Here is a 25207-nt window from a genome sequence, read left to right as displayed (position 1 = left end):
CGCAGCTACGCGGCGCGTCCCTTGGTTTTCCGATTCACAAGACGGATTTTCGAAGGGGTCGATATGCACGATACTTCAAAAACCGAGCGCGACACCGTCAGGGACTGCCTTGATCGCCTCGCGCGTACCAGCGCCGACATCGACTACCGCGACTTCGCGCCCGTGTCGCACCAGCTCGCCGCCACTTACGCGCGACTGGCGGAGCGCGGGCTGCCTGCCAGCACCGTCGCGGTCGCCATGCTGGGCGCTACGGTGAACTTCTACGAGTGCTTCGGACTGTCCGCCGAACTGCCCGAGCAGCTACGCGCGCTGGCCGATCTGGTAGAATACGGCAGGCCGTTGTCCTGACCATCCGCACACCGTGCCCCGCCCTACCCCTTCGGTAGCCCCCCATTCGCACCTCTTCGCCAGAGCGCTGCGATTTCATACTCTTGGCCTTGTTGCAGTGCAGTCGCGGTCGTCCGATCCGCGCCGCGGGATGCAGTCTGTCCGCAACCGGAAACAGGATCGTCCATGGAAGCCGCCGAACGATTGATGCTCGACGATCCGCGCGACGCTCAACACCTCTCGAATCCGCCAGACACCCCCGATCAGCCGGAGGAAACCATCGACCATTCCGCCGATGAAACCCCTGCGGCCGCCCGCGTCGCCATACTGAACGTCAAGTACAGCCCGAACCTGGGCGACGGGATCATCGCGGAATGCCTGGAAGGCGAATTGCGCCGCGCCCGGCCGCGCATGGAGCCGGTTTCGATCGACCTCGCCGGGCGCACCCGCTTCAGCGCCGCTCATGGGCGCCGCCGTACGACTGCACTATCGATCATCGAGCGCCTCCCGGCCGGTCTGCGTGCCCTGCTCGTTCCCGCTCTGCTGCTGGTGCTGGTACGCTATCGCCTTGCGCCGCGCTGGAAGACGGCGCTGGCCGCCTGCGACGGCGTGATCATCGGCGGCGGTGCGCTGTTCCAGGATGTCGACCAGAACTTTCCGGTAAAGATCGCCGAAGCCCTCAAGCTGACCAATGCCCGCCGACTGCCGGTGGCGATCGCAAGCGTCGGCGTCTCTGCGGAATGGTCCACCGCCGGACGCACACGGCTGGCCGAGCAACTGCGGGCGGCGCGTCTGCTGCACATATCGGTTCGCGACGACCTCTCCGCCGAAACCTGGCGCGCGACCATGGGCACCCAAGGCATCGGACCGGCCACGATCGCACCGGACCCCGGCCTTCTCAGCGCCCGACATTACGGTACACCGAGAATATCCGGGCCGCCGCGCGTCGGGCTCTGCGTGACGGCCCCTATCGCCCTGCGCCTTCATCACGAGGGTGCCCACGACGACGGGCAGTTGGAAGCATGGATGCGCGCCGTGGCGCGCCAATTGACGGCGCTTCGGCGCGACGTCGTCCTGTTCACCAACGGCAGTCCGGAGGACCGCCTGTTCCGCGACCGCCTGAAGGCCCGGATCGGCCGCGAGCCGGGCATCGACTTCGCCCCCGACTTCGCCGAGCCGCGTGAACTTGCCCATGCCCTGTCCGGTTTCGACTGCGTGCTCGCCCATCGCCTCCATGCCTGCATCGTCGCCTATTCCTACCGGGTGCCGACGATAGGTTTTGCCTGGGACAGCAAGCTGCGCAGCTTCTTCCAACTGACCGGACGCGGCGCCTTCGTCATCGACCCGCGTGAGACGAGCCCGATGCACGTCGCCGACCTTGCGGTGACGGCCATCGAGCAGGGCGTCGACGAGAAAGTCCATACCGACCTGCTGCAAGGCGCGACCGATGCCATTCATGCGCTGACCGGCCAGCTTGCGGTGGCCGGATGATCGACCGCATCGTCATCATCAACGACCTTGCCCACGCCAAGGGCGGCGCTTCGCAGCTTGCGCTGGAGGCAGCGGTGCAGTTCGCGCGGCGCGGACAGAAGGTGACGCTGCTGTGCGGCTCCGGCGGCAACCCCGATCTCGAGGCCGATGGCATCGAGGTCGTCGCCCTCGGCCATGGACGGCTGCTGGAGGGCAGCCGAGCCAAGGCAATGGTACACGGCCTCTACAATCGCCCCGCAGCGGCAATGGTGGCCCAATGGATCGCCAGCCACGACACCCCGCGAACGGTCTATCATATCCACGGCTGGTCGCAGATCCTCTCGCCCGCGCTGTTCGCAGCGATGCGGCCAGTCCGCGAGCGCATGCTGGTCCACGCGCACGACTTCTTCCTCACCTGCCCCAACGGCGCGATGTTCCATTTCGGCCGGGACGCGCCCTGCCCCGCCACGCCGATGAGCGCGGCCTGCCTTACCTCCGCCTGCGACCGGCGCGGCAAAGTCTCGAAGCTGTGGCGCAGCGCCCGGCAGGGCATCCAGAACGGCGTCATCGGTGACCAGCCGCCTCCCGTGCTGCTGATCCACGGCGGCATGGCCGGATTTTTCGCGCGCTCCGGTCTGACGGAGCGCGACATGGCGGTACTGCCCAATCCGGTCGTCCCGTGGACTCCCGAGCGCATACCCGCCGAGGAGAACCGGGGCGTCCTGTTCGTCGGCCGCATGGAAGCGACCAAGGGTATAGACCTGGCGGCCGAAGCCTGCCGCCGCGCCGGAGTGCGGCTGACCGCCATCGGCGACGGCGACATGCTTGCCGACTTGCGCCGCCGTTACCCGGAGATGGCCTGGCTCGGCCGCCGCAAGCCTTCGGAAATCGGCCAGTTCGCCCGCGATGCCCGAGTAGTCGTCATGCCCAGCCGCCATATCGAGCCGTTCGGCCTCGCCGCCGTGGAAGCTCTGTGGAGCGGCCTGCCCGTCATCGCCTCACGCGATGCGCTGATCGCGCCGGACATCGTAGCGGCGGGCGCCGGCCTTGCCGTCGATCCGCGCGACATGGGCGCCTTCGCCGCCGGTCTCGGTGCGATCTTCGCCGACGACGCGCGGGCACGCGAAATGAGCGAGAACGCGCACCGCGCCACCCGCGCCCTCGCGCTGTCGCCCAATCGCTGGATCGACGCCCTGCTCGATGGCTACGCCGGGCTCCTCGACGACGGCCGCACCGGTCTTCTCGCGGCGGTGCGGCGCAGCGTGAGCGACGCCCCCGAATACCCCCCGACCGCCATCATCCTGCCATTCCGCGACCGCCGCGCGGCCGGGGGAGTATAGTCCCATGCGCATCCACGTCGTATTCGCCACCGTCGGCCGTGCCGCACTGCTCGCCCGCACGGTGGACCGCATTGCCGAGCAAAGCCGACTGCCGGACGGCATCCTCGTATCGGCCACCGGACCGGACGACGTAGCGGGCATCGATCGGGCACGCATGCCCGCCCGCGTGATCTTAGGAGACAAGGGCCTGTGCCGCCAGCGCAACGCGGCCTTGCGTTACCTGAGCGACAAGACCGACGTGATAGTGTTCCTCGACGACGATTTCGTCGTCCATAACGACTACCTCGCGGTGATCGAGGAGACGTTCGCCGACCAGGGCATCGTCGGGGCGACCGGGGACCTGCTGGCCGACGGCATCCACGGCGAGGAAATCCCCTTCGACGCCGCCGCGCTGAGGCTGGACGGCCACACCCTGCCCGCCTTCACTCCGCTCCGGCCGCGACAGGCGCTCTACGGCTGCAACATGGCCGTGCGCGCTTCGGCCATCGACGGGCTGTGGTTCGACGAGGCGCTGCCGCTTTACGGCTGGCAGGAGGACATCGACTTCACCCACCAGCTTGGCAAGCGCGGCAGGCTGGTGTCGGGCGATCGGCTGACCGGCATCCACCTCGGCACCCGCAGCGCCCGGTCGCCGGGCAAGCGGCTGGGCTATTCGCAAGTCGCCAACCTCGTCCACTTGTGGCGCAAGGGTACGATGCAGCCCAACCTCGGCCAGCGGCTACTGGTACAGAACCTTGCCTCGAACGCGCTGCGCAGCTTCTATCCCGAACCGCACATCGACCGGCGCGGGCGCCTGCTGGGCAACCTCATCGCGCTTCGCGACCTCATGACCGGCCGCATCGATCCGCGCCGCGTCGAGACGATGTGACCATGCCGCGCCCCATCTACTTCAACGGCAAATTCTATTCCGGCGGGCTGAACGGCGTCCACCGCGTCGCCGACCGGCTGATCCGCGAGTGCGACCGCATGCTGGCGCTGATCCCCCTTGAACACCGGCCCCGCGCCTATCTGATGACGGCGACAAAAGCCGACTGGGTGCCGCCACTACAAGCCATAGAGCGACGCGACTACGCGCGAACCGACCAGTTCTGGGAACAGGTCATTCTGCCGCTGGCGAGCCGCGACGGGGTGCTGGTGAACCTCGCCAACCTCGCGCCGATCGCCCACCGCAACAAGATCACGATGATCCATGACGTGCAGTTCCTGTTCTCCGACTGCGGCTATCCGGCCCGCCAGCGGATCGGCTATCGCTGGCTGACGCCGCTGCTGGGGCGATCGAGCAAGGCGACGCTGACCGTCTCGGAATTCTCCCGCCGCCTGCTGCATCAGCATGCCATCGCCGATCAGGGGCGCACGCGCGTCATCGCCAACGGGGCCGACCACATCCTCGATGCGGCCGAGGACAACGGCCTGCGCGAACGCCTTGGCCTGATACCGGGGAGCTACGCCGTCCTGTTCGGCAGTCCCAAGGCCTACAAGAACAACACGGTCGTCTTCGACGCCTTCTCCTCCGGCGCCGCCGCCCCGACCCGGCTGGTGGTCGTCGGCCCGCAGCGCGAGGCGCTCGCCGCGGCGGGGCTCCGTCCGCCCGAGGGCACGATCTTTGCCGGACGGCCTGATGACGGCGAACTCAAGAGTCTTCTCGGCGGCGCAGTGGCGATCCTGTTTCCCTCGCGCACCGAAGGCTTCGGACTTCCCCCGCTCGAAGCGATGCTGTGCGACTGCCCCGTCATCGCCAGCCCGGCCGGCGCGATCCCCGAGGCTTGCGGAGACGCCGCGATCTACGCCGGCACCGACCGCCCGGACGAGTGGGCCGAGGCTATCGTGCGCCTGCGCAACGATCCAGCCCTGCGCGCCTTCAAGATCGCACAGGGTCGCCGCCGCGCCGCGCGCTTCACCTGGAAGGCGGCGGGCTCGGGCCTGATGGACGTCATCAAACAGGTTTCAGGAGGACAGCCGCGATGAAGCACGCAGGCCCGACCATCGACGTGGTGATCCCGACCTACAACCGCCGGGACCTGCTGCCCGAGGCCATCGCCAGCATAAAGGCGCAGACCCTGCCGGTCGCGCGGATCTTCATCGTCGACGACGGCTCGACCGACGGCACGATCGAATGGGTCCGCACGCTGGCGCAGGACGATCCGGCGATCGAACTGGTCGAGATGCAGCACGGCGGCGCCAATGTCGCGCGCAATGCCGGGATCGCGCGGGCGCAGTCGGAATGGGTCGCCTTCCTCGATTCCGACGATGCGTGGGAGCCGGAAAAGCTGGAGCGCCAGTTCGCGCTGCTGGAGGAACGGCCCGATCTGGTCGGCCTGTTCTGCGGATTTCGCCTCGTCGGCATCAAGGTGGAGAAGATCCACCGGCCGCGCGACAACCCCTCGCTGCTCGACTTGCGCTGCGCCAATGGCCTCGGCAGCACGTCGGGCGCGGTGATCCGGCGATCGGCGCTGCAGGAGGCAACCGGGTTCAATCCGGAGCTGCCCAGCTGCCAGGACTGGGACTTGTGGTTCCGTTTGCGCCGTATCGGACCCATGGGGGTTGCGCGCCTGCCGCTGGTGCGGTTCAACTGTGGCCCGCACGAGCGGATCACGACCAATATGAACAAGGTGCTCTCCGGCCACCGCGCCATCTTCGCCAACCTCCTCGCCGACGTCGAGCGTGCGGGCGAACGGGCGCGCATCCGGTCGCAGCACAAGCTGGTGGAAGCCGACATCAAGCGCCGCTTCGGCAGCAACGGCGCGGCGCTGTGGCTGATCCTGCGCTCGTTTTTTCAGGCCCCCAGCAAGCGCGCTCTGGCGGTCGGCTGGCGCACCACGCGCGGCATCTGGGACGACCTGCGCCAGCCACGCCCGGCCAGCGCCGCATGAGCAAGGTCGGTGTAGCGCGCGGCGCCGCAGCCCTCGGGGCAACGCGGATCGCCACCAACCTCGCCAATCTCGGCGCGCTGGTCGTGCTGGCGCGGTTGCTCACGCCGCAGGACTTCGGCCTCGTCGCCATCTGCACGACGGTGCTGGGCGTACTGGTCGCGCTGACCGAGCTTTCGGTCGGATCGGCCCTCATCCAGCGCGACGAGGTGACGCCCGCGCACATCGACAGCGCCTGGACCATGTCGTTGCTGCGCGCGGCCCTCATTGCCGGCGGCTTCGCGCTGGCGTCCGAACCGCTGGCCCGGCTCTACGGCGACGACAGGCTGGCGCCGCTCTTCGTGCTGTCGGGCATCACCGGCGCACTGGCGGGGCTCACCAATCCGCTCGTTTCGCTGCGGATGCGGGCGATGAATTTCCGGCCGATGATCATGCTGCAGATCGTGCAGAAGCTGTCGGCGCTGGCGATCTCCGTTGGGCTGGCGCTGTGGCTGCGCAACTACTGGGCTATCGTGGTGGGATCGGCGATCGGCGGCGCGCTGGGTACGGTGCTGAGCTACCTCGTCGTGCCTTACCGGCCGCGCTTCACCCTCTCGCGTTCACGTGACCTGCTGGGCTTCTCCAGCTGGCTGTTCCTCGGCCAGGTGATGAACGTGGTGAACTGGCGCTTCGATCAGCTGGTGATCGGCCTGTTCCTGCCGACCGCGCAGCTGGGCGCCTATTCGATGGCCGACAACGTCTCCGCCATCCCGAGCCGCGAGGCGACGACGCCGCTGGTCCAGACCCTGTTTCCCAGCTTCGCCCGCATGCAGGGCGACCGGGCCCGGCTGCGCACCGCCTACCAGACCGCGCAAGGCGCGATCGGCATCGTCGCCTTGCCGATCGCGGTCGGCTTCATGTTGCTCGCCGACCCGATGGTGCGCGTGGCGCTCGGGCAGAAATGGCTGATAACGGTGCCGCTGATCCAGGTGATCGGCTTCAGCTACGCGCTGCAGACGCTGGTGACCGGATCGCGCCCCCTGGCCATGGCCGAAGGGGCCACCCGCACGCTCTTCGTGCGCGACGTCTGGGGACTGGCGCTGCGCGTCCCTTGCGTGACGGTCGGGCTTATGGGCTGGGGCCTGATGGGGCTGGTCTGGGGACGGCTGCTGAGTTCGGTGCTGGGCCTGTTCATCACGTCCGCGCTCGTCACGAAGCTGACCGGACTCCCCATTCTCGATCAGATGAAGGCGCATCGGCGTACCATCCTGGCCGTGGTCGTGATGGCGGCGGCGGTACTGGCGGCCGATCACGAACTGCTGCAAGTCGGTGCGATGCCCATCGCACGCATCGCCGTGCTCGCACCCTTGGGCGCGCTGACCTACCTCGGCATGCTCCACCTGCTGTGGATCGGCAGCGGGCGAAGCGCGGGCGCGGAGGCCGAACTGCTCGGCCTCGCACGCACCGCGATCGCCCGCTTCAGGAAAGGGCGAAGGGCCCCGGCGATAACCGGGGCCTGATCCTCACGCGCCTACCGCGGAACGGATCGCCGCCACCGCCGGGCGCGGTGTCAGGTCGGTGTTGAACAGGCCGAAATTGGTGATCTCGCTCGTGCCCTTCCAGCAGAACAGCTCGTAGATGCTGATCGTGTGGACGTAGGACTGCGCCATCGCGGTCTTGACGTCGGACGCCAGCAACGTCGCCTGCTGGGCGATCGTGACCGGCGGCGAGGTATTGTTGCTGGCGCTTCCCCCCGTCGTGCGGCCCCACTCGGTGATGATGCCCTGGGTGGTCTTGCTCTCGACCACCTTCTGCTTGAACCCCGCCACGCGCCCGGCGACGTCGGACGGCGGCGTCGGGTAGATGTGGGAATTGGCCAAGTCGGTGTACGGCGCCTGCTGTGCCTGCATGAAGTCGTTGCTGGCGACCAGCGGGATCGAGCGCAGCACCGGGTCCACCTTGATGGCGGCATGGAAGTCCTTGATGAACGCCATCAGGGCCGGTGCATTACCGGTGCGGAAGCCCATGCGCTTGTCGGTCACGCCATTGTAGGTGACCGGATTGAGATCCGGCTCGTTGGGAAACTCGATGGCGAAGATCGAATTGGGAACGGTCGCCACGAACGCTTTCATGTCGGCGATGCTCTTGCGGATGTCCCGCACCGAAAGCGTGAAGCAGAACCGCACGCCCGCCCTTGCGAGGCCCACGTAAGTCGCCCAGCCTGCGGTTCCGCTGTAAGGCTCGCGGCAGCGCATCTTGCGCACGCCGCCCAGCTTGTCGAGCGCAGGCAATATGTTAGCCAGTTTGTAGGGCGATTGGGTGTCTTGCGGACGCCCCTGCACCATCAGCCGGCTGATGGAAGGGGTAGCGCCCCGTGCGATGGAAGGAAGGAGGGGAGCGGTCGCAAGCGCGCCGATCAGGTGACGTCGAGAGAGAGGGAAACCGTATTCGGACATTATTGTCGTTGCTCCAGAGGGCGAATCCGGATCGGCCGCATATCGGGCGATCATACCCTCCGGAAGGCGCAACGGGACGCGCGGCCCCGGGCTTGCGCCGGTCCGCACGGGAGCAGGAAATCTGACGGTTTCTTAACCTTAAAGCGGAGTATGGAGCAGTCTCTGGACGGCGACGCGGTCGGGCGGCAGGCATTGCCGCATATCCGGACGGGTCACGGCGGAGCAATCCCACAGCGCCAGGTCGCGGTGGCTCGCCGGGTCGCGGATGAAGACGAAGACCGGAAGGTCGCGCTGGAACGGCGACCGCAGGCGGTTGGCCTCCAGCATTGCGGGAGAGGGCCAGGCAACGACACGGCAATTGGCCTTGCCCGCGCAGCGGGAGAGCGCATCCATTGCCCACCGTCCCGGAGGTGTCGCCGGATCGATGGCGAGGAGTATCGCATCACCCTGAACACCGCCGGGGTTCCCTGCCATGACGGACGGATGTGCGGCGGTAAATGCGGGCTCCGTGACGGTAGGCAAGGACGCTGCGGTGGTTTCGACTTCTGCCTGTTCCGATCCCATGAGTGCCCCGAGCCGCTCGATCACGGGCTCCGGCGCATTCGGGCGGACAAGATGCCCTCCGGCGAACCGGTAGAACACATGCGCGCCGACCTGCGCGACTTTCGTGAGGCTCGGCGCCCAGTAGGGATAGACGTAGTCCGCATGGTAATGCGTAGCATCGCCCACCGCCGGGTCCACCGCTCCGGACAGCGCCGCCGCTGCGAGAACCCGCGCACGCCGCCAGGCTTCGGGCGCTGGCCGCCGCGTCATCGCGCCGTCGCAGGTGAAGGTGAACTGGCAGCCGGTCGATAGTTCGGACCCCTGAAACACCACGCCGCACACGCTCGCCGGGTAGACCCCGTGGCGCACGCGGTTGAGCACCACCTGCATCACCGCACGCTCCCCGGCGGCATCGTCGCCCGCCTCGTACAAGCCCGCCGCAGCGAGGCAGGTCAGCGCCCGCAGATGGTCTTGCTCGCCGCCCGCGAAGGCGAACGGCCTCGCGAGGCCCGGAGGCGCATCGAAACGCCGCGCATCGTTGAGCAAGTGCGCCTTTTCGGGTGAACCGGCGGTATCGGCGGCCGGCGCGGCGGAACCGAACGGCGGCTTTACGACCGGATTGCGGAGCATCACCGGCCCGGATCGGGCCGTCACGGAGACCGGCGCGCGCACGGCGGCAGGCAGTGCATAGGAGCACAGGCCGACAGCTGCGACGATCGCCGTCATCGCGCGCATCACCCGGACCACCGGGAATCGTGCAGGGCCTGACGGCCGCGCCGATGTCGAGGCAGCGGGATACTGCACGGTGCCGTGATGCCGTCTTCCCGCCTGGACGGAAAGTGCCACGGCGGGCGAGCAGCGGCGCAGCGGGATTAGCCCTTTCGGGTATCAATCGAGGTTGAGCGCCGCCCGGCGCCCGAGTTCCTGCCTGACTTGCGCCCGGGCCGCGCCATCGAACGCCAACGCCGCCGCGACTTTGGCTCCGGCCTTGGCTGCCTCTTCACGGCCGATCAGGGGGATCGCGAAGTCGTCGGCCACGACACGGACCTTGGCCGTGCCGTCCTCGATCGCCAGCGCGGGCGCATCGGCAAGGATCGCGAAGATCAGCGAATGCAGCCGGTTCGTCACCACCAGAGCGGCGTCGCGATAGAGCTGCGTCAGGGTTTCCAGTTCGAAACTGTCGAAGACATGGGGCTCACGCCCCTGCCAACGGCTTGCGAGACGGGCAGCGGACGCCTTGTCCATCGATTCGCGCGGGTCGTGGCAGGCAATGGCGACCCGCGCGTCGGGCAATGCCGCCTGAGCTGCATCCAGCACCGCATCGAGCGCGGCGCCGTCAAGCGAGCGGCGCTCGCTGCCGTCGTCGCAAGGCGCCACCACGATCCAGCGCGCGACCGGCTCGCGTTCGGCTTCGACATACGCGCCGGTTGGCAGGAACACCATGTCGGCGAGGACCGCCACCGCCTTGCCCGGCAGCAGATCGGCCAGATTACGCGCGGAAGCCGCATCGCGCACGTTCACCACGGCGCAGCGTCGCAGCACCATGCGCCAGAGAAAACGCCGGGAGCGTGAACGGATCACACTCACCCCAAGCCCCCGCGTGACCACGCGCCCGCCGCCAGCGCGTGCGCTTACGGCGGCCAGTGCAAGGCCGAACATCGACGCGATCGACACGTTGTCCCGCACGATCTGGCCGCCGCCAATCACGAGATCGGTCCCGAAGGCCCGGCCCGCGAAGTGAAGCAGGCGCTTGCCCGGCGTGAGTTCGCCGCCTGCCTCCTCGACCTGCCTGACGATCGCTGCGGGGAGCCGCGCCCAGTACCGCACCGCCCCGCCCTCCCCTCGCGAAACCGCAAGGTTCTGCAGCACCAGCTTGAGGTCGCCGAGATTGTGCAGGTCACCCGGTACGAAGACCTGTCGCCGGTGCGAATGGCGAGGCGTCGCGGCCCCTTCGCTCCCCGCGTCGATCACCGGCTGGTGCTTCACCGCTACCCCGCTCGCAGCACGCGCGAGACCATCCGGCCGACACGCGCGCGGAACCGGCGCGGAGCCAGCGTATGGCGGATCGCCTGCGGGTTCATCATCCCCGGCATCAGCATCTGCGGGCCCTGAAGGCTGAGCACGGGTTTGCCGGACAGCCGCGCAATGTCGCGGGCCTGCGGCAGTTCGCTCTCCACGAACAGGTCGCAGGCGGCTTCGCGATAAACTTCCGCCTTGAAACTGCCGTGTGCCCGCAGGCGGCGCCGCGCGGCGGCGTCGGGGAGGTCGAGCATCCGGAGCTGGCCGTAACGGACGCCGTGACGGTCCAGCCAGTCCTCGGTCGGCGCACGGTACTTCTCCAGCCGGCTGGTCACCAGCATCGCGATCTCTCGGCGGGGTCGATGGAGCGGCACGGCGCTGGCGAGGAAGTTCAGGTAGCGGGCGCCGTCGTCGTTCTCGCGCTCGGTCGGATCGACGCAGAGCACGCCGTCAATGTCGAAGCAGGAGCGCGAGACGATCGGATGATGCAGCACGTTCCACTCGAAAACGCGTGGTTCCGGGACGGTCTCGAACACGAAGTCGGCGCCGCCGGACTTGCCCGGCACGCCGTAGACCGCCGCGAAGGTGATGCGACAATCGAGGTGTGCCAGCTTCGCACGCGCCTCCTGCATGGAGGCACCGGTGCGGCAACTGTCGTCGATAACGAGGACGTGGGCGAACCGGGAGACGGCGCCTTCCTCGCGCCGGGTATGGCCGGAGGAGAGCAGCCGCCCTTGCGCAAAACCATCGATGTCCGCCAGCGGCAGGTTGCGCGCGAGAGCGACCATCGAGGCGGGCAGCATCCCGCTGCGAGGCACGCCCACGACGAGGTCGATGTCGTGCGGCAGCCGGGAAAGGCCACGCCAGACATCGCGGTAGAGGTCGTTAATCGAGCGGAAATGCATCAGGCGGAACCTCCGGAAGATCGTGCAGTTGCAACGGCTTGCGGCGGCGACCCTGAGATTTTGCGGCTGACCAGTATCGCCAGGTCGGGCTTCCTCACCACGTGCGGGATCATCCGCCTGAGGCCGAGCGCGGCGCCTGCGAAGATCGCGAAGCTGGTGCCTGGGTGGCTGTTGGGGGAGGACACCGCTGCCGGGATCAGGATGATCGGTGCCGTCACCGCGCAGGCCCGCATCACCGCGATCATCGCCTCGTGCCCACTTGCGGCCACGGTGGCGCCGATCGGGCGCACCACGCTGATGAGATACCACACGAAAGTGCCGATCCCGATCACGCCCATCGTACCAAGGATCGCCATGAACAGGCTCGACGAACGGAAACTGCCCGGCCCGATGCCGAGACCGCCCGAGGCGATGAAGGCGGTCACCCCCTGCATGGCCCAGAACAGGCGCTGCTGGCCGGAGGTGCTGGCGCCCTTGTCGACGGTCATGTGGACGACCATCTGCCCGATTTTCGCTGCCATTCCAGGCACAACCGCGATTGCCACCGCCACCAGGAACACCAGCGCGACGAGCGCGGCGGCGGCCTGCCGGAGCCGCTGCGGCTGCGCTCCGGCCGGGAACAATGCGGCGCGCCCGGCGAAGAACGCGGCGTAGCAGGCGAGGCCGACGTAGGCGGTGCTGGAGGTGCTGAGGAACAGGACCCCGCCCAGCAGGAGCGCGGCCGTGCCGGTGTGGCGTGCCCAGACCGAGCGATACCAGCACTCGGCGTTGAACACGAACCAGCCGAGCGCGAAGGCGGCCCAGCCGGAGGCTTCGGGGAAAAGCCCGTCCACCCGGTTAAATCCTTGATAAGACTGATCAAGCTGGGCGTAGGCGCCGTTGCGGAACAGCGCGAAGACGTCCTGCACCCAGGTGCCCTTGGTCTGCGAGGCGATCAGGCCGGTCAGCGCGTGGACCCAGCCGATGACGACGCCGCCCTTGACCAGAGCCTCGATTCCGCCCGCCGTACGCACCGCCACATAGGCACTCAACGTGACCATAAGGGCACCCAAGAGGTACACACAGGCTGTGATGTTCTGCGAAGTCGGCTTCAACGGCACCGTATCGAACAGGCTACGCGCATCATCGAAGCGCATCGGCGCGACATCGATCTGCCCGGCGAAGATGCGCGGCGCGACCAGCGCGGCAACCATGCCGTAGAGCGTGAAGAGCACGAGCGGGAAGTTGTCCTTCACCCCGTCGCGCCACAGTTCGAAATAGCCGCCGCTCGGCATCAGCACGCGCAGATAGACGAAGACCAGCGCGAACTGGATCGGCGGTATCGAGCTGTTGCCCAGCGCCGGAACCGTCAGCGCCGCCGCCCCGCCGAACAGGCCCGAGGCCATCAGGAACAGCAGCATCGCGGGCATCGAGCGGAACAGCAGCACGAAGCCGATCACCAGCTGCACGAGGCCGACGAAAGTGAAGCTCATGACAGTTGCCCCACCGCCGTAAGGATCTTGCGATCGAAATGCTCGGGCGCGAAGCGGTTGGACTGCGCGACCGCGACGCTCGGGTCGAATTCGGGAAGCCAGCGCTCGAACCGCTCGATCCCGTCGACCAGCGAGTCCGCCGTCTGTCGTTCGAAGAACAGGCCGGTCTCGCCCGGCACCACGCTGTCGAGCACGCCGCCGCGCCCGTAGGCCAGCACCGGGCGGCCCGAGGCCATGGCCTCCACCGGGACGATGCCGAAGTCCTCCTCCGCCGTGAACACCAGGCCCCGCGCCCGCGCATAAGCCTGCCGCAACTCGTTGAACCCCAGCCGCGAGACGAAGCGGATGTTCGGCCCGGCGACGCGCTTGAGCCTGGCGAGCATCCCGCCGTCCCCCACCATGAGCAGCGGCAGTCCGGTGCGGTTGAACGCCTCCACCGCAAGGTCGGGGCGTTTGTAGGGCACCATCTGGCCGACCCACAGGTAGTGATCATCGACGTCGAGGCTGGGGGTGAAGATGCGCGTATCGACCGGCGGGTGGATGACCTCGGACTCGCGCCGCCAGAACTTGCGCACGCGCTCGCGGATGAAGCTGCTGTTGGCGACGATCGTGTCCACCCTTGCGCTGGACGACATGTCCCATTGCCGCATCCGGTGGTAGATCAGCGGCATCGCCGCGCGGGCGATCGGATTGGCGTCCTTGCGGTAGAGGTGGTAGTGATCCCACAGATACCGCATCGGCGAGTGGCAGTAGCACAAGTGCTGCGCATGGGGGCTGGTGATCACCCCCTTGGCCGGCCCGCTCTCGCTGCTGATGACGAGGTCGTAGCCGGTCAGGTCGAGATGCTCCAATGCCATCGGCATCAGCGGCAGGTAATACTGGTACAACCGGCGCGAGAACGGCAAGCCGTTGATCCAGGTCGTCGTCACGTTGGCCTTGCGGATGCTCTCCGACATCCGGCTTTCATCGTAGACGTGGGTGAAGACGTCCGCGCCCGGGAACAGGCCGAGCAGCCGCTCCAGCACCCGCTCCCCGCCGCGCATCGACACCAGCCAGTAATGGACGATGGCGACGCGCGGTTCGCTGAACCGGGTGTGCCGTCCCGCCATCGGGGGTTCGGCCAGGTTCAGTGTCATGCGTAATAGGCCTTGTATTCACGGTAGAAGTAGGCCGGGTCGGAGTAGCCGAAGAGGCGCTTGCGGCGCATGTCCATCCGGTTGATCGTCACGCCCACGACGTTGACGCTCTCACGCGGCAGCATGCCCAGGGCCGAGCGCGCCGCCCCCTTCATCGTCTTGCGCCAGCGCACCACAAGCACTGTCGCGTCGGCCATTCCGGCGAGGGTGCGGCCCGCCGCGATCGGCAGCACCGGCGGCAGGTCGAGCACGACATAATCGAAGCAGGCGCGCAATTCCTGCAGCAACCGGGTGAAAGTCTCGCCCGTCAGCAGCGTGTCATGGGCAAGGTCGGAAGGCTTGACCGGCAGGACACAGAGCCCCGATTCCCCGGTCACCAGCGCATCGGCGAGCGAAACCTTGCCCTCCAGCACTTCGATCAGGCCGGGATGCTCGGGCGAGAGGCGCAGCAGCTTGCTGACACCGCGCCCGCGCAAATCGCAGTCGACGAGGATCGCGCCGCGCCCGCTGACCGCCAGCGTCTGCGCGAGGCAGGAGGCCACCGTCGTCTTGCCCTCCTTGGGGAGCGCCGAGGTCACCGCTATGATCTGCGCCGGGCCATAGACCGCCTGCTCGATCGAGGTGCGCAGCGAGCGGAACGATTCGGCGAAGGCGGAGCGCGGTTCCTGCGTGATCGCTGGCACCTCGCGCCGCGACTTGCGGCTGACCGAAGCGAGCAGCGGGATCGCGCCGAGGTAGCGACTGCCCAGTCCCTGCTCGACTTCGTCCGACGTCGTCACGCCGCGGAACAGCGCCTCGGCGACGTAAGCGGCGGCAAGCCCGGCGCCGAGGCCGATCACCAGCGCCAGCAGCATGTTCATGGGAATGTTGGGCGAGCTTGGCAGCAGCGGCACTTCGGCCAGCGACAGCACGCGGGCGTTCGGCCGCTGGGTGCCGTCCTGCGCGATCAGCTGGCGGTAGCTGTTGAGGTAGGTCTCGTACATCGCCTGCGAGGACTGCGCGGTGCGCTCCAGTTCATCGAGGCCCACCATTGCCGCGTTGTTGCGCGCAAGGTTCCCGCGCGCCGCACCGAGGCTGGAGCTGAGCGAGGCGAGGCGCTGGTCCGCCACATCGCGCTGCGCCTGCAGGTTGGACATGATGCGGGTAATCTCGTTCCTGATGTCGCTGCGCACTTCGGCGAGTTCGCTCCGGCTGCGCACGAGCTGGGGATGATTGGGGCCGTAGCGCGCCTGCATGTTGGCGACCTCGCCGCCGATCTGCGATTCCCGCGCGCGCAGCGAGCCGATCACGCCCGAACCGAGCGCCTCGCCCACGTCGTCGCCCGCCGATCCCGAGCGCAGCTGCGCCTGCGCCGTCGCGAGCCGCGCCTGGCTCTCGGCCGCCTCGGCGCGGGCCTTGGTGACTTCCTGGTTGTAGCTGGAAATCTCCTGCTCGGTCAGCGAGGCACCCGAAGTGCTCAAGAGGCCGTTGGCGATGCGGTAGCGCTGCAGCCGCTCGGTATCGGCGTGGGCCTGCTGGCGCAGTTGCTCGAGCCGGGGCGCGACCAGCTTGGCGGTTTCGGTGTTGCTCTCGTGCGCGGCCTTGACCTCGATCTGGGTGAACTGCTGCGCATACATGTTGGCGACTTTCGCCGCGTCCTGCCCGTTCGGCGCCTTGAACGCGACCTTGAGCGCATAGCTCTCGCCGCTGCGCACGGCCGAAACGTTATTCTGGTACGTGGTGACGATCTCGGCCTGCTGGGCCGCGCTCTTGCCGTCGAGGACGCCGAGTGCGGAAGCGACACGCTGCGCAAGGTCGCGCGATTTCAGCGTCTCCACTTGCGTATCGACATAAGAGCTGTTCGGCGAAGGCCCGGCCTGTCGCCCGGCGCTTGCCGCGGCCTCAGGCGTGTCGGTCGGCGCCAGCAGGCTGACGACCGCCTCGGCCGTGTACGTGATCGGCATCGAGAAGGTCACCGCCGCGCCGATCGCCAGCGCCGCCCCCGTGACCAGCGCGATCAGCCCCGATCGGCGCCGGAAGAACGCCATCGACCCGCCAAGGTCGACGCGCGCCGACGGCAGCATGAGCGATTGCCCGGGCGCCAGCGCAAGATCGCGCGGATCGGGACCGGCACTGATAATCTGGTGTGCACTGTTCATTGTCTGCTCCTGCCCTTCCGGCCGCTGGAGATGGTGGCGCCTCAGATCGCGATCCGGGCTCCCACTCGAACGGCTGCCCCGTCGTATTCCCTTGGATTGATGCCTGACCCGCGCTGCCGCCGCGCACTCACGCCGACGAAGGCGGCGATGCGGGTGGAGATCGTGCGGGTCACGGTAGCCTCGCCGAAGACGCGCGATTCGCGGCGGTCGAAGCCTTCGTATTCGTTGCGCAGGAACCCGGCCTCGATCCCCACCAGCGTCCGGCTGCCGAGCGCGATGGAGGCGTTGCCGACCAGCGTGGACTGCAGGACGGCGGAGCCCAGCATCAGCGGGCTGCGCTCCACCGTGCGCTCGCCCTTCAGTTCGAAGCGGGTGCGTGCGGTGGGGGTCCACTTGACGCTGACGTGGTAGTCCATCGCGCCGATGTCCGGGCGGGCCGGATCGCGGGTGTCCTGCTTGACGTAGCCCAGCGCCGCTTCCGCCGTCACCAGGTCCGTTATCCGGTAGCTGACGCCGCCGACCACGGAGAAGCCCTTGGAATTGCGGCCGGTGCCGATGTCGTAGGCCAGCCGGTTACCGGTCGCCCTCACGAACAGACCGAAGGTGTCGGAGCGGCGATAATCGACCCGGAAGGTCACGGCATCGCGCCTGACGTCGCGGAAGGACTGGTCGACCGGGAGCCCGTTCTGGCGCGCGTCGTTATAGTCCAGCTTGCGCGAACTGACGCCGATCTGCCACTCGATGATGCCGCCGCCGCGCGACAGGCGCAGGCCGCCGCCGTACTCGTTGTAGGATACCGGGCGGTCGGTGAAGAACTGGTCGCCGAAGGTGCCGCGCCGCTCGATCCTGCGCGCGACGCCGAAGTCGCCGTCGAGCACGAAGCGGTCCGCGAAGTCCAGTCGCCCGCCCGCCGAAAGCGACCACTGGTTGCTGTTCTCGGCGCTGGTGTCGAGGTAGCGGCGGCCCTCGGCGGCGGCGTCGAAGTGCAGCGCGTGGCGGGAAAAGTCGCTCTGCAGGCTGACGCTGGGGCGCACCACGGCGACACCGTCGTCTATCTTGCTGCGCTGGTTATAGATGTTGGTGTCGTAGCGCAGGTCGAAGTTGACCCGGGGCAGCACCTTCATCGTGCCGATGCGGATGCCCTCGGCATCGGTCTGCTCGACCACCGATTCGGGCACTTCCACCGGATAGTCCTGTGCCCGCGCGGTGCCCGACAGGAACGCGGGCACGAACGATCCGGTGAGCCAGAGCGCGGCGGCGCGCTGGAAGCGTTTTCGCCCCAGACCGGTTGGCGCAAATGCCAACCGCATCAGCAGGACCCTCGCCCGGAAGCGACGGCGGGGATGGTCGCGGCAAGGATGCGGGCATCGTAGGCAAGCGTTCGCGCGCGGGTGTAGCGAATGTCGGCGGCGATGCGGCGGCGATAGGTCACGCTGCTGCGCCCCGAGACCTGCCACAACCCGGTCAGACCCGGCCGCACGGCAAGGTAGTGATGGATGTAGCGCCCGTAACGCGGCATCTCGTCCACCACGATCGGGCGGGGTCCGACGATGCTCATCTCCCCGCGCAGAACGTTGAACAGCTGCGGCAGCTCGTCGAGGCTGGTGACGCGGATGATCCGGCCGACGCGGGTGACGCGCGGGTCGTTCGGCAGCTTGCGATCGCGCTCCCACTGCGCGCGCAGATGCGGGTTCTCGCGCAGGATACCGTCGAGACTGCGCTCGGCGTCGAGCTGCATGGAGCGGAACTTGAAGCACGGGAAGCCGCGCCCGTTGCGGCCCACCCGGCGCTGGGCGAAGATCACCGGCCCCGGCTGGTCGACCCAGATCGCAATGGCGACGATGATGAACAGCGGCAGGAAGGCGATGATCGCCAGCGAGGCGATGGCGATGTCGAACGGCCGCGCCAGCACGTGATCGGGCTGCGCCAGCAAGTCCCAGCAGTCCCAACGCGAGCGGGCGCCCGGCACGATGGGCGCCAGCTGTGTCGCTTCCTCCCGTTCGGTGCTACTCGGCGAATACGCATCCGAGAAGGATTCGTGTATCCGAGCCTGAGTCCCGGCCGAATTCCCATCCATGGAAGATACCTCTCTGCGTCGCGATAACCGAAGGACCGGATCTCTTTTCGTATCCGTACAAAGAGAACTGATCACGATTGTCAGAGTGACGGCATCGATGGCCGGCAGGCAAACGGTCATAAGACGTAAACCCACCTACCCCTTTCGGACTATCGGCCCGGAACTTACTGATTTTTCTTCACAACCTAAGAGGTATGGAACCGCGACGGTACTTGGATAGGATTGCCTCTCACCCCGACTTTGAGCCGGGGATCTCGCAAGGAGGGTGAAATGATCCAGGAACTTTTCAGGCCTCGCACACGCCGCTCCACGCATATTTCCGCGGCTTTGCTGGCGACGGTGCTGGCCGCCGGATGCGCGACTCAGAACTATCCGCTTGTCGACGTGTCCGAGGCGAACGCACGGGCCAGCCAGGGCATGCGCCTGGACGCCGGCGACAAAGTGCGCGTGACCGTGTTCGACGAGCCGACACTGACCGGCGAGTACGAGATCGGCACCGCAGGCGCGGTGACGATGCCGCTCATCGCCGACGTCGCGGCCGCCGGCAGCACGCCTGACCAGATGGCAGGGGCCATCACCGCCAAGCTGACCCAGGGCGGCTACGTACTGAACCCGCATGTCGCGGTGGACGTCATGTCGTACCGGCCGTTCTACATCCTCGGCGAAGTCGGCAAGCCGGGCGAGTATACCTACGCCGGGCAGATGTCCTTGCTGCAAGCGATCGCCAAGGCGGGCGGTTTCACGCCCCGCGCGAACAAGGCCACCGTCGTCGTCCTGCGCAAGAGCTGGGGCGGAGGCCGCAAGGTCGTCGTCGGCGATCCGGCCCTGATCATCATGCCCGGCGACACCATCACCGTGAATGAATCGATGCTCTAAGAGGCTCTTTGCGAAAATGCCCGGAAGGGCATTTCGTAAGCGGCACCGGCCCGCTCCCCCTCCCGACCGCCCATCGGCAGTATCCTGCGGGCGGTCGGGAGGGGGAGCGGGCCGGTGCCGCGAAATTCGTTTCCAACGAATTTCCAAACAGGCTGCGAGTGTCCCGCGATGAACCGTTCATCGCAAATATCGGCAATTTCGACGTGAATCGCTCAAAACACTGAAAAATGCCAATGTAGCCACCCAGCAAGACCAAATATGGTTATGTACGTAAACAGCTTTCGAAAGATATACATCGGCCTCAACCGGCCATGGGTATTTTGAGGACCTGAAAAAAGTACATAATGGATTTGGGAGAAAGCCGCGCCTGAATATTTGGGACGCCGGATGTCGTCTTGTACCGTCGATTGACAGGACTGACCTCGAAAGGCCGCACTTGAACAACACTCCGGGCATTGAGGAATCGATGCCCGGGTTGGGACTCGGAAGGGTGACCGTTGGGTATTTCAGTCTCTATTATCAACCCCAGTTCGATTTCTCGCGAGGGGCTCCGACGCATCATCCTCGATGGCGGCATCGAGGTCGTATCGACTTCCGCCAGCGTCGATGACTTGCCCGAATTGCCCGACCGCAGCGATCATCTGGTCCTGGTCGACATGCCCAGCCTGGCCGACCAGCTCGATTCGCTGCAACGGCTGGCCAGCCGCGACACCGTGAGCGCGCTGATCCTGGCCGAGAAATTCGACCTCTCGTCCATGCTCAACTGCTTCGACCATGGCGCGCAGGGCTATGCCGTGAAGGACATGCCGTGCGACACCCTGATCGCGCTGCTGCGCCTGGCGGCACTGGGGCACAAAGTCATCCCGCCGGACGTCGCCGACATGCTGCGGCGCGAGGACTTCCGGATCGCGATACCCGAGGCGCGTGACGACCTGACCGGCCTGCAGAACACCGGCCACGGCGGTGGGTCGAAGCTGTCCCAGCGTGAAAACGACGTGCTGTGCTGCCTGATGGCCGGCTATTCCAACAAGCGCATCGCCCGCAAGCTCTTCGTGACTGAGGCGACGGTCAAGGTTCACGTGAAGGCGATCCTGCGCAAGCTAAACGTCGCGAACCGGACACAGGCGGCGATGTGGGCGACCACGCACGGCGTGCCCACCCTCGATGCGACGATGACGGCGCCCTCGATGGGGAATTGATCGCTTTGCCGGAGCATGGCCGCCTGCCCCCACACCGCCGTCATTGCGAGCGTAGCGAAGCAATGACGAAGCGTCAGGCCGCGTCGTGGAAGATGATCCCCAGCGTGTGACGCCTGCCCGAACGCAGCGTGCTGACACCATGCCGCAGCGTGACACGGTAGTCGCCCCGCGTGCCCCGCTGCGGGCGCTGGTTCACCGCGAACAGGACGCCGTCGCCCTTGCCGAGCGGCACGACCGATGCGCGTGATTGCATGCGCGGACGCTGCTCGGTCAGTACGAACTCGCCGCCGGTGAAGTCCCTGCCGGGCTGCGACAGCAGCACGGCGACCTGCAGCGGAAACACGTGATCCCCGTAGAGATCCTGATGCAGGCAATTGTAGTCGCCCTCGCCATATTCCAGCAGTAGCGGCGTCGGCCGCCTCTGGCCCGCTTCGTGACACCTTGCGAGGAAACTCGCGTGATCGGCGGGGAAGCGCGCCGCCATGCCCATTCGTTCGCTCCACCTGTTCGCGATCGGCGCGACATGGGGATAGAGACAGATGCGCGCCGCTTCCACCAGCGGGGGCAGCGGGTAGGCGAAATAGCGATACTCGCCCTTGCCGAACCCGTGCCGCGCCATGTGGACGTGGCTGCGGAAGGCGCCTGTTGGTCCGTACATACCAGCCACGGCGTCGCATTCGGCGTCTGCGAGCAGGCCGGGCAGCACCGCCCAGCCTTCCCGGTCGAGATCGCCCGCGATCGCATCCCAGTCGTAGGCGTCGATCCGCGTACTCGGAAAAGCGCTCACGCCCCGCCTTCCAGTTCGATGAGCCTGCGCTTGCGCTCCACGCCCCAGCGATAGCCCGACAGCGAACCGTCATTGCGGATGACCCGGTGGCAGGGGATGGCGATGGCGATGCGATTGGCCGCGCAGGCTCCCGCAACCGCGCGCGTGGCGCTGGGCGAGCCGATGCGGCGCGCGACTTCGGCATACGTGACGGTCTCGCCCGCCGGGATTTCGCGCAGCGCCTGCCAGACGCGCTGCTGGAAGGCGGTGCCCCGCACGTCGAGCGGCAGGTCGAGGCCGATGTCCGGCGCCTCGACGAAGCCGACGACCCGTGCCACCGTCCGCTCGTAACCGGCATCGGCGCCGACCAGTTCCGCGCGGGGAAAGCGGTCCTGCAAGTCGCGGACCAAGTCCTCGGGGTCATCGCCAAGCAGGATCGATGCCACCCCCTTGTCGCTGGAGGCCACCAGGATCGCGCCCAGAAAACATTGCGCCACCGCGAAGTGGAGCACCTCGTCGGCCCCGCCGTTCCTGTAGCGGCCGGGCGTCATGCCCAGCATCGCGCCCGACTGCTCGTAGAACCGGCCGTTGGAATTGAACCCGGCGTCGTAGATGGCGTCCGTCACCCGGCCTCCTGCGGCCAGAGTGTCGCGTACCTTGCGGGCACGATGGGCGCTCGCATAAGCCTTGGGGGTCAGGCCGGTCTGGGCCTTGAACAGGCGGTGGAAGTAGCCGGGGCTCAGTTCCACCGCCGCCGCCAGGTCATCGAGCGAAGGCGGCTCGTCCGACGCCTCGATCAGGCGGCAGGCCTGCTCGACCAGCGCGGCATTCCCGGCGTCCTGCGACGCGCCTTCCGGGTTGCAGCGCCTGCAGGGCCGGCACCCGGTCGCGCGGGCACTCGCCAGCGTGTCGTGCAGCGTCACGTTGCGGGGATTGGCGGTCCGCGAGGGGCAAGAGGGGCGGCAATAGATGCCGGTGGTCGCGACCGAGTACCACAGCGTGCCGTCGGCGCTCTTGTCGCGGGCGACGACTTGCGCCCAGCGCGGATCGTCCGCGGTGTCGTCGATAGGTGTGTCTGCGTTTGTCATGGCCCCATTCTGCCAGCCCGCAGGTGAAACGCGCTCTGTTTCCTGCTTTCAAATTCGATATGGGGCCTTCGTCGCTGCCATGCGAGGCTTACGGCGGGACTCTGGAGCAGAAATGGCTGCCCCATAAGGGGAGGTTTGATTACTCCACCCTTCGTCATTGCGAGCGCAGCGACGAAACACGGTAGGGCGACAACACCCTAGTCGGCGGTCCAGCCGCCGTCCACGACGAGGCTGGTCCCGGTCATCAGCGCCGAGGCGTCCGACGACAGGAACAGCACCGCTCCCATCAGGTCTTCCACTTGACCCAGTCGGCCGATCTTGATCTTCGCCAGGACGCTGGCCTTGAACGCCGCGTCCTCGAAGTACGGCCGGGTGAGCGGCGTCTCGATGAAGGTCGGCGCGATCGTGTTGGAGCGAATGCCGCGGGGCGCAAGGTCGAGCGCCATCGCCTTGCTCATACCCTCCAGCGCCCATTTCGAGGCGCAGTAGAGCGAGCGGTTCGGGCCGCCGACATGGCCCATCTGCGATCCCATGTGGATCAGGCTGCCGGTTTCCCCCGCCGCCATCATCCGCCGCGCGCAGGCCTGGGCCACGAAAAAGGCGCTCTTGACGTTGAGGTCGAGCACCGCGTCGTAATCCTCGACGCTCACTTCCCACATCGGCTTGGGCCGGTTGGTCCCGGCATTGTTGACGAGGACGTGGAACGGCTCTTGCCCGGCGAAGAAGGCATCGACTGCGGCAAGGTCCGACACGTCGAGCGTTGCGGCTTGCGCCTTGCCGCCCAGCGCGGTGATCTGCGCCGCAGCTGCCTCGATCTCGCCTGCGGTACGCGCCACCAGCGTGACATCCGCCCCCGCTTCGGCCAGCGCAGCGGCGGCGGCAAGGCCGATGCCCCGGCCCGCACCGGTGACGACCGCGCGCCGCCCGTCGAGGCGTAGGCTGGGAGTTCTGGGCAGGGTCATCGCATCGTCCTCATGTCTTTCCAAATCGCCGCATCGGCGAACGGGGCCAACAGAGACGGCCCCTGCCGCCCTGTCCACCCCGTTCATGACCGATCAGGCCGCCGTCGCCGGGGTCGGCTCCGCCTGCCCGGCATAAGGCACGTCACGCCCGCCGAAGCGGCGCACGCGGATGTTCGCCTGCTCGCCATGCCCGGCGAAGCCTTCCAGCGCGCAGAGGCGGCTGCAGTATTCGCCGATCAGCGCCGAGGCCTCGTCAGTGAGGACGCGCTGGTAGGTGCAGGTCTTGATGAACTTGCCGACCCAGAGCCCGCCGGTGTAGCGCGCCGCCTTTCTGGTGGGCAGCGTGTGGTTGGTGCCGATCACCTTGTCGCCGAAGCTGACATTGGTGCGATTGCCCAGGAACAGCGCGCCATAATTGGTCATGTGCTGCAGGAAATAGTCCGGGTCGGCGGTCATCACCTGCACGTGTTCGGAGGCGATCTCGTCGGCAACGCGGACCATTTCCTCGTAGCTGTCCGCCACGATCACCTCGCCGAAGGTCTCCCACGCCTTGCGGGCATGGTCGGCCGTGGGCAGTATCTGCAGCAGGCGCTCGATCTCGGCCATCGTCTCGCGCGCGAACTTCTCCGAATTGGTGAGCAGGACGCCGGGGCTGTCCGGGCCGTGCTCGACTTGCCCGAGGATGTCTGTGGCGGCCATCTCGGGGTCGCAGCCGATCTCGTCGGCGATGATCAGCGTTTCGGTCGGTCCTGCGAACAAGTCGATGCCGACGCGGCCGTAGAGCTGGCGCTTGGCTTCGGCCACGAAGGCGTTGCCGGGGCCGACGAGGATATCGACCGGGTCGATCGTCTCGGTGCCCAGAGCCATCGCGCCCACCGCCTGGATGCCGCCCAGCGCATAGATCGCATCGGCACCCGCCATCGCCTGCGCCGCGACGATCGCGCGCGCGGGCTTGCCCTGGAACGGGGGCGCACAGGTGATGACCCGCTTAACGCCCGCGACTTTCGCGGTGATGACCGACATGTGCGCGCTGGCCAGCAGCGGATACTTGCCGCCCGGCACGTAGCAGCCCGCCGAGTTCAGCGGCAGGTTCTTGTGGCCGAGCACGACGCCGGGCAGCGTCTCGACCTCGACGTCCTTCATGCTGTCGCGCTGGATCTGCGCGAAATTGCGCACCTGCGCCTGCGCGAATTCGATGTCCTTGCGCTCCTGCGCCGAAAGCGATTCCACGCAGGCGTCGATCTCGGCCTGCGAGAGTCGGTAGTCCTCGCGGTCCCAGTTGTCGAACCGGTTGCTCATCTCGCGCACGGCGACGTCGCCGCGCGCCTCGATATCGGCCAGCGCTGCCTCGACGATGTCACGCACCTTGCGGTCCGCATCCGCCTTCGCCTCTGCGGTCGCGCCGCGCTTGAGATAGATCGCCATTCGTCCTGCTCCTGCCCGGGCGGTCTGCCCGCTTGCTCTGCGGCGCCTGGGAATCGGACACCGATTGGTGTTTGAATACATATTCATCTATATATGCACAATATGCAAAATATTCGAACATATGGCCATTATATCGCCGCATTAACCTATGATCATGCATTC

The 25207-nt window shown here is 67.2% G+C and carries 22 protein-coding genes; 9 read left to right on the top strand and 13 right to left on the bottom strand.

Translation table 11 applies throughout. The features are described from left to right. Nucleotides 1-63: 63 nt before the first annotated feature. From BES08_RS19015 to BES08_RS18985, 7 genes are all read left to right on the top strand, one after another. On the top strand, nt 64-348 hold the full coding sequence (locus tag BES08_RS19015) for a hypothetical protein (protein ID WP_008828446.1): 285 nt from the start codon (nt 64-66) through the stop codon (nt 346-348). Nucleotides 349-513: 165 nt separating this feature from the next. Then, nucleotides 514-1818, top strand: a complete 1305-nt coding sequence (locus BES08_RS19010; protein ID WP_051586775.1) for a polysaccharide pyruvyl transferase family protein — start codon at nt 514-516, stop codon at nt 1816-1818. Then, a complete protein-coding gene (locus BES08_RS19005; RefSeq protein WP_036525110.1) occupies nt 1815-3137 on the top strand; it encodes a glycosyltransferase family 4 protein in 1323 nt (440 codons plus the stop codon). The genes BES08_RS19010 and BES08_RS19005 overlap by 4 nt, the downstream gene beginning before the upstream one ends. Before the next feature lie 4 nt (nt 3138-3141). After that, nucleotides 3142-4005, top strand: a complete 864-nt coding sequence (locus BES08_RS19000; protein WP_036525113.1) for a glycosyltransferase family 2 protein — start codon at nt 3142-3144, stop codon at nt 4003-4005. Between the two features lie 2 nt (nt 4006-4007). Continuing rightward, nucleotides 4008-5102, top strand: coding sequence for a glycosyltransferase family 4 protein (locus BES08_RS18995; protein WP_036525116.1), 1095 nt, complete (start codon nt 4008-4010; stop codon nt 5100-5102). Next, a complete protein-coding gene (locus BES08_RS18990) occupies nt 5099-6007 on the top strand; it encodes a glycosyltransferase family 2 protein (protein WP_051586776.1) in 909 nt (302 codons plus the stop codon). The genes BES08_RS18995 and BES08_RS18990 overlap by 4 nt, the downstream gene beginning before the upstream one ends. Next, nucleotides 6004-7503, top strand: coding sequence for a lipopolysaccharide biosynthesis protein (locus BES08_RS18985; RefSeq protein WP_036525119.1), 1500 nt, complete (start codon nt 6004-6006; stop codon nt 7501-7503). Before BES08_RS18990 ends, BES08_RS18985 begins: the two co-directional genes overlap by 4 nt. A gap of 3 nt (nt 7504-7506) precedes the next feature. Here BES08_RS18985 and BES08_RS18980 read toward each other — a convergent pair whose 3' ends face one another. The 9 genes from BES08_RS18980 to BES08_RS18940 all read right to left on the bottom strand — a co-directional run bounded on the left by BES08_RS18980 (nt 7507) and on the right by BES08_RS18940 (nt 18621). Then, entirely contained in the window at nt 7507-8274 is a 768-nt protein-coding gene (locus BES08_RS18980) for a calcium-binding protein (RefSeq protein ID WP_231958274.1), read from the bottom strand. 303 nt (nt 8275-8577) lie between these two features. Then, the gene (locus tag BES08_RS18975) at nt 8578-9708 is read right to left on the bottom strand and encodes a cell wall hydrolase (RefSeq protein WP_036525335.1); all 1131 of its coding nucleotides are present in this window, start codon (nt 9706-9708) and stop codon (nt 8578-8580) included. Between the two features lie 162 nt (nt 9709-9870). Next, entirely contained in the window at nt 9871-10968 is a 1098-nt protein-coding gene (locus BES08_RS18970; RefSeq protein ID WP_036525123.1) for a polysaccharide pyruvyl transferase family protein, read from the bottom strand. Nucleotides 10969-10970: 2 nt separating this feature from the next. After that, nucleotides 10971-11906 carry a phosphoribosyltransferase family protein gene (locus BES08_RS18965; protein ID WP_036525126.1) on the bottom strand — a complete coding sequence of 312 codons (936 nt, stop codon included), beginning with the start codon at nt 11904-11906 and terminating at the stop codon, nt 10971-10973. After that, nucleotides 11906-13378: a hypothetical protein gene (locus tag BES08_RS18960; RefSeq protein WP_036525129.1), complete on the bottom strand. Its 1473-nt coding sequence runs from the start codon at nt 13376-13378 to the stop codon at nt 11906-11908. The genes BES08_RS18965 and BES08_RS18960 overlap by 1 nt, the downstream gene beginning before the upstream one ends. Beyond that, nucleotides 13375-14514, bottom strand: a complete 1140-nt coding sequence (locus BES08_RS18955; RefSeq protein ID WP_051586777.1) for a glycosyltransferase — start codon at nt 14512-14514, stop codon at nt 13375-13377. Before BES08_RS18955 ends, BES08_RS18960 begins: the two co-directional genes overlap by 4 nt. Then, complete coding sequence (locus BES08_RS18950) at nt 14511-16652, bottom strand: GumC family protein (protein ID WP_036525132.1); 2142 nt, start codon at nt 16650-16652, stop codon at nt 14511-14513. Before BES08_RS18950 ends, BES08_RS18955 begins: the two co-directional genes overlap by 4 nt. A 41-nt stretch (nt 16653-16693) precedes the next feature. Continuing rightward, nucleotides 16694-17962 (bottom strand): outer membrane beta-barrel protein, encoded by a 1269-nt coding sequence (locus BES08_RS18945; RefSeq protein WP_036525135.1) that lies wholly within the window; start codon nt 17960-17962, stop codon nt 16694-16696. Continuing rightward, nucleotides 17962-18621 carry a sugar transferase gene (locus tag BES08_RS18940; protein ID WP_008828990.1) on the bottom strand — a complete coding sequence of 220 codons (660 nt, stop codon included), beginning with the start codon at nt 18619-18621 and terminating at the stop codon, nt 17962-17964. Before BES08_RS18940 ends, BES08_RS18945 begins: the two co-directional genes overlap by 1 nt. Nucleotides 18622-18999: 378 nt before the next feature. Here BES08_RS18940 and BES08_RS18935 point away from each other — a divergent pair, with 378 nt between their 5' ends. Together BES08_RS18935 and BES08_RS18930 are read left to right on the top strand one after the other, a co-directional pair. Then, nucleotides 19000-19605 carry a polysaccharide biosynthesis/export family protein gene (locus BES08_RS18935; RefSeq protein WP_051586778.1) on the top strand — a complete coding sequence of 202 codons (606 nt, stop codon included), beginning with the start codon at nt 19000-19002 and terminating at the stop codon, nt 19603-19605. Between the two features lie 497 nt (nt 19606-20102). Further along, nucleotides 20103-20804 carry a LuxR C-terminal-related transcriptional regulator gene (locus tag BES08_RS18930; RefSeq protein WP_036525138.1) on the top strand — a complete coding sequence of 234 codons (702 nt, stop codon included), beginning with the start codon at nt 20103-20105 and terminating at the stop codon, nt 20802-20804. Between the two features lie 73 nt (nt 20805-20877). On the opposite strand, the gene BES08_RS18925 is transcribed toward BES08_RS18930, so the two are convergent. The 4 genes from BES08_RS18925 to hisD all read right to left on the bottom strand — a co-directional run bounded on the left by BES08_RS18925 (nt 20878) and on the right by hisD (nt 25045). Next, the gene (locus BES08_RS18925) at nt 20878-21591 is read right to left on the bottom strand and encodes a 2OG-Fe(II) oxygenase (protein ID WP_036525141.1); all 714 of its coding nucleotides are present in this window, start codon (nt 21589-21591) and stop codon (nt 20878-20880) included. Further along, nucleotides 21588-22658, bottom strand: a complete 1071-nt coding sequence (gene ada / locus BES08_RS18920) for a bifunctional DNA-binding transcriptional regulator/O6-methylguanine-DNA methyltransferase Ada (protein WP_069709366.1) — start codon at nt 22656-22658, stop codon at nt 21588-21590. Before ada ends, BES08_RS18925 begins: the two co-directional genes overlap by 4 nt. A 197-nt stretch (nt 22659-22855) precedes the next feature. Further along, nucleotides 22856-23620: an SDR family NAD(P)-dependent oxidoreductase gene (locus BES08_RS18915; RefSeq protein ID WP_008828985.1), complete on the bottom strand. Its 765-nt coding sequence runs from the start codon at nt 23618-23620 to the stop codon at nt 22856-22858. Between the two features lie 93 nt (nt 23621-23713). Next, nucleotides 23714-25045, bottom strand: coding sequence for a histidinol dehydrogenase (gene hisD, locus BES08_RS18910; RefSeq protein ID WP_008828984.1), 1332 nt, complete (start codon nt 25043-25045; stop codon nt 23714-23716). Nucleotides 25046-25207 lie beyond the last annotated feature (162 nt).

It is taken from the genome of Novosphingobium resinovorum (assembly GCF_001742225.1).
Lineage (GTDB): Bacteria > Pseudomonadota > Alphaproteobacteria > Sphingomonadales > Sphingomonadaceae > Novosphingobium > Novosphingobium resinovorum_A.
This window is presented reverse-complemented; position numbering and strand designations above follow the sequence as displayed.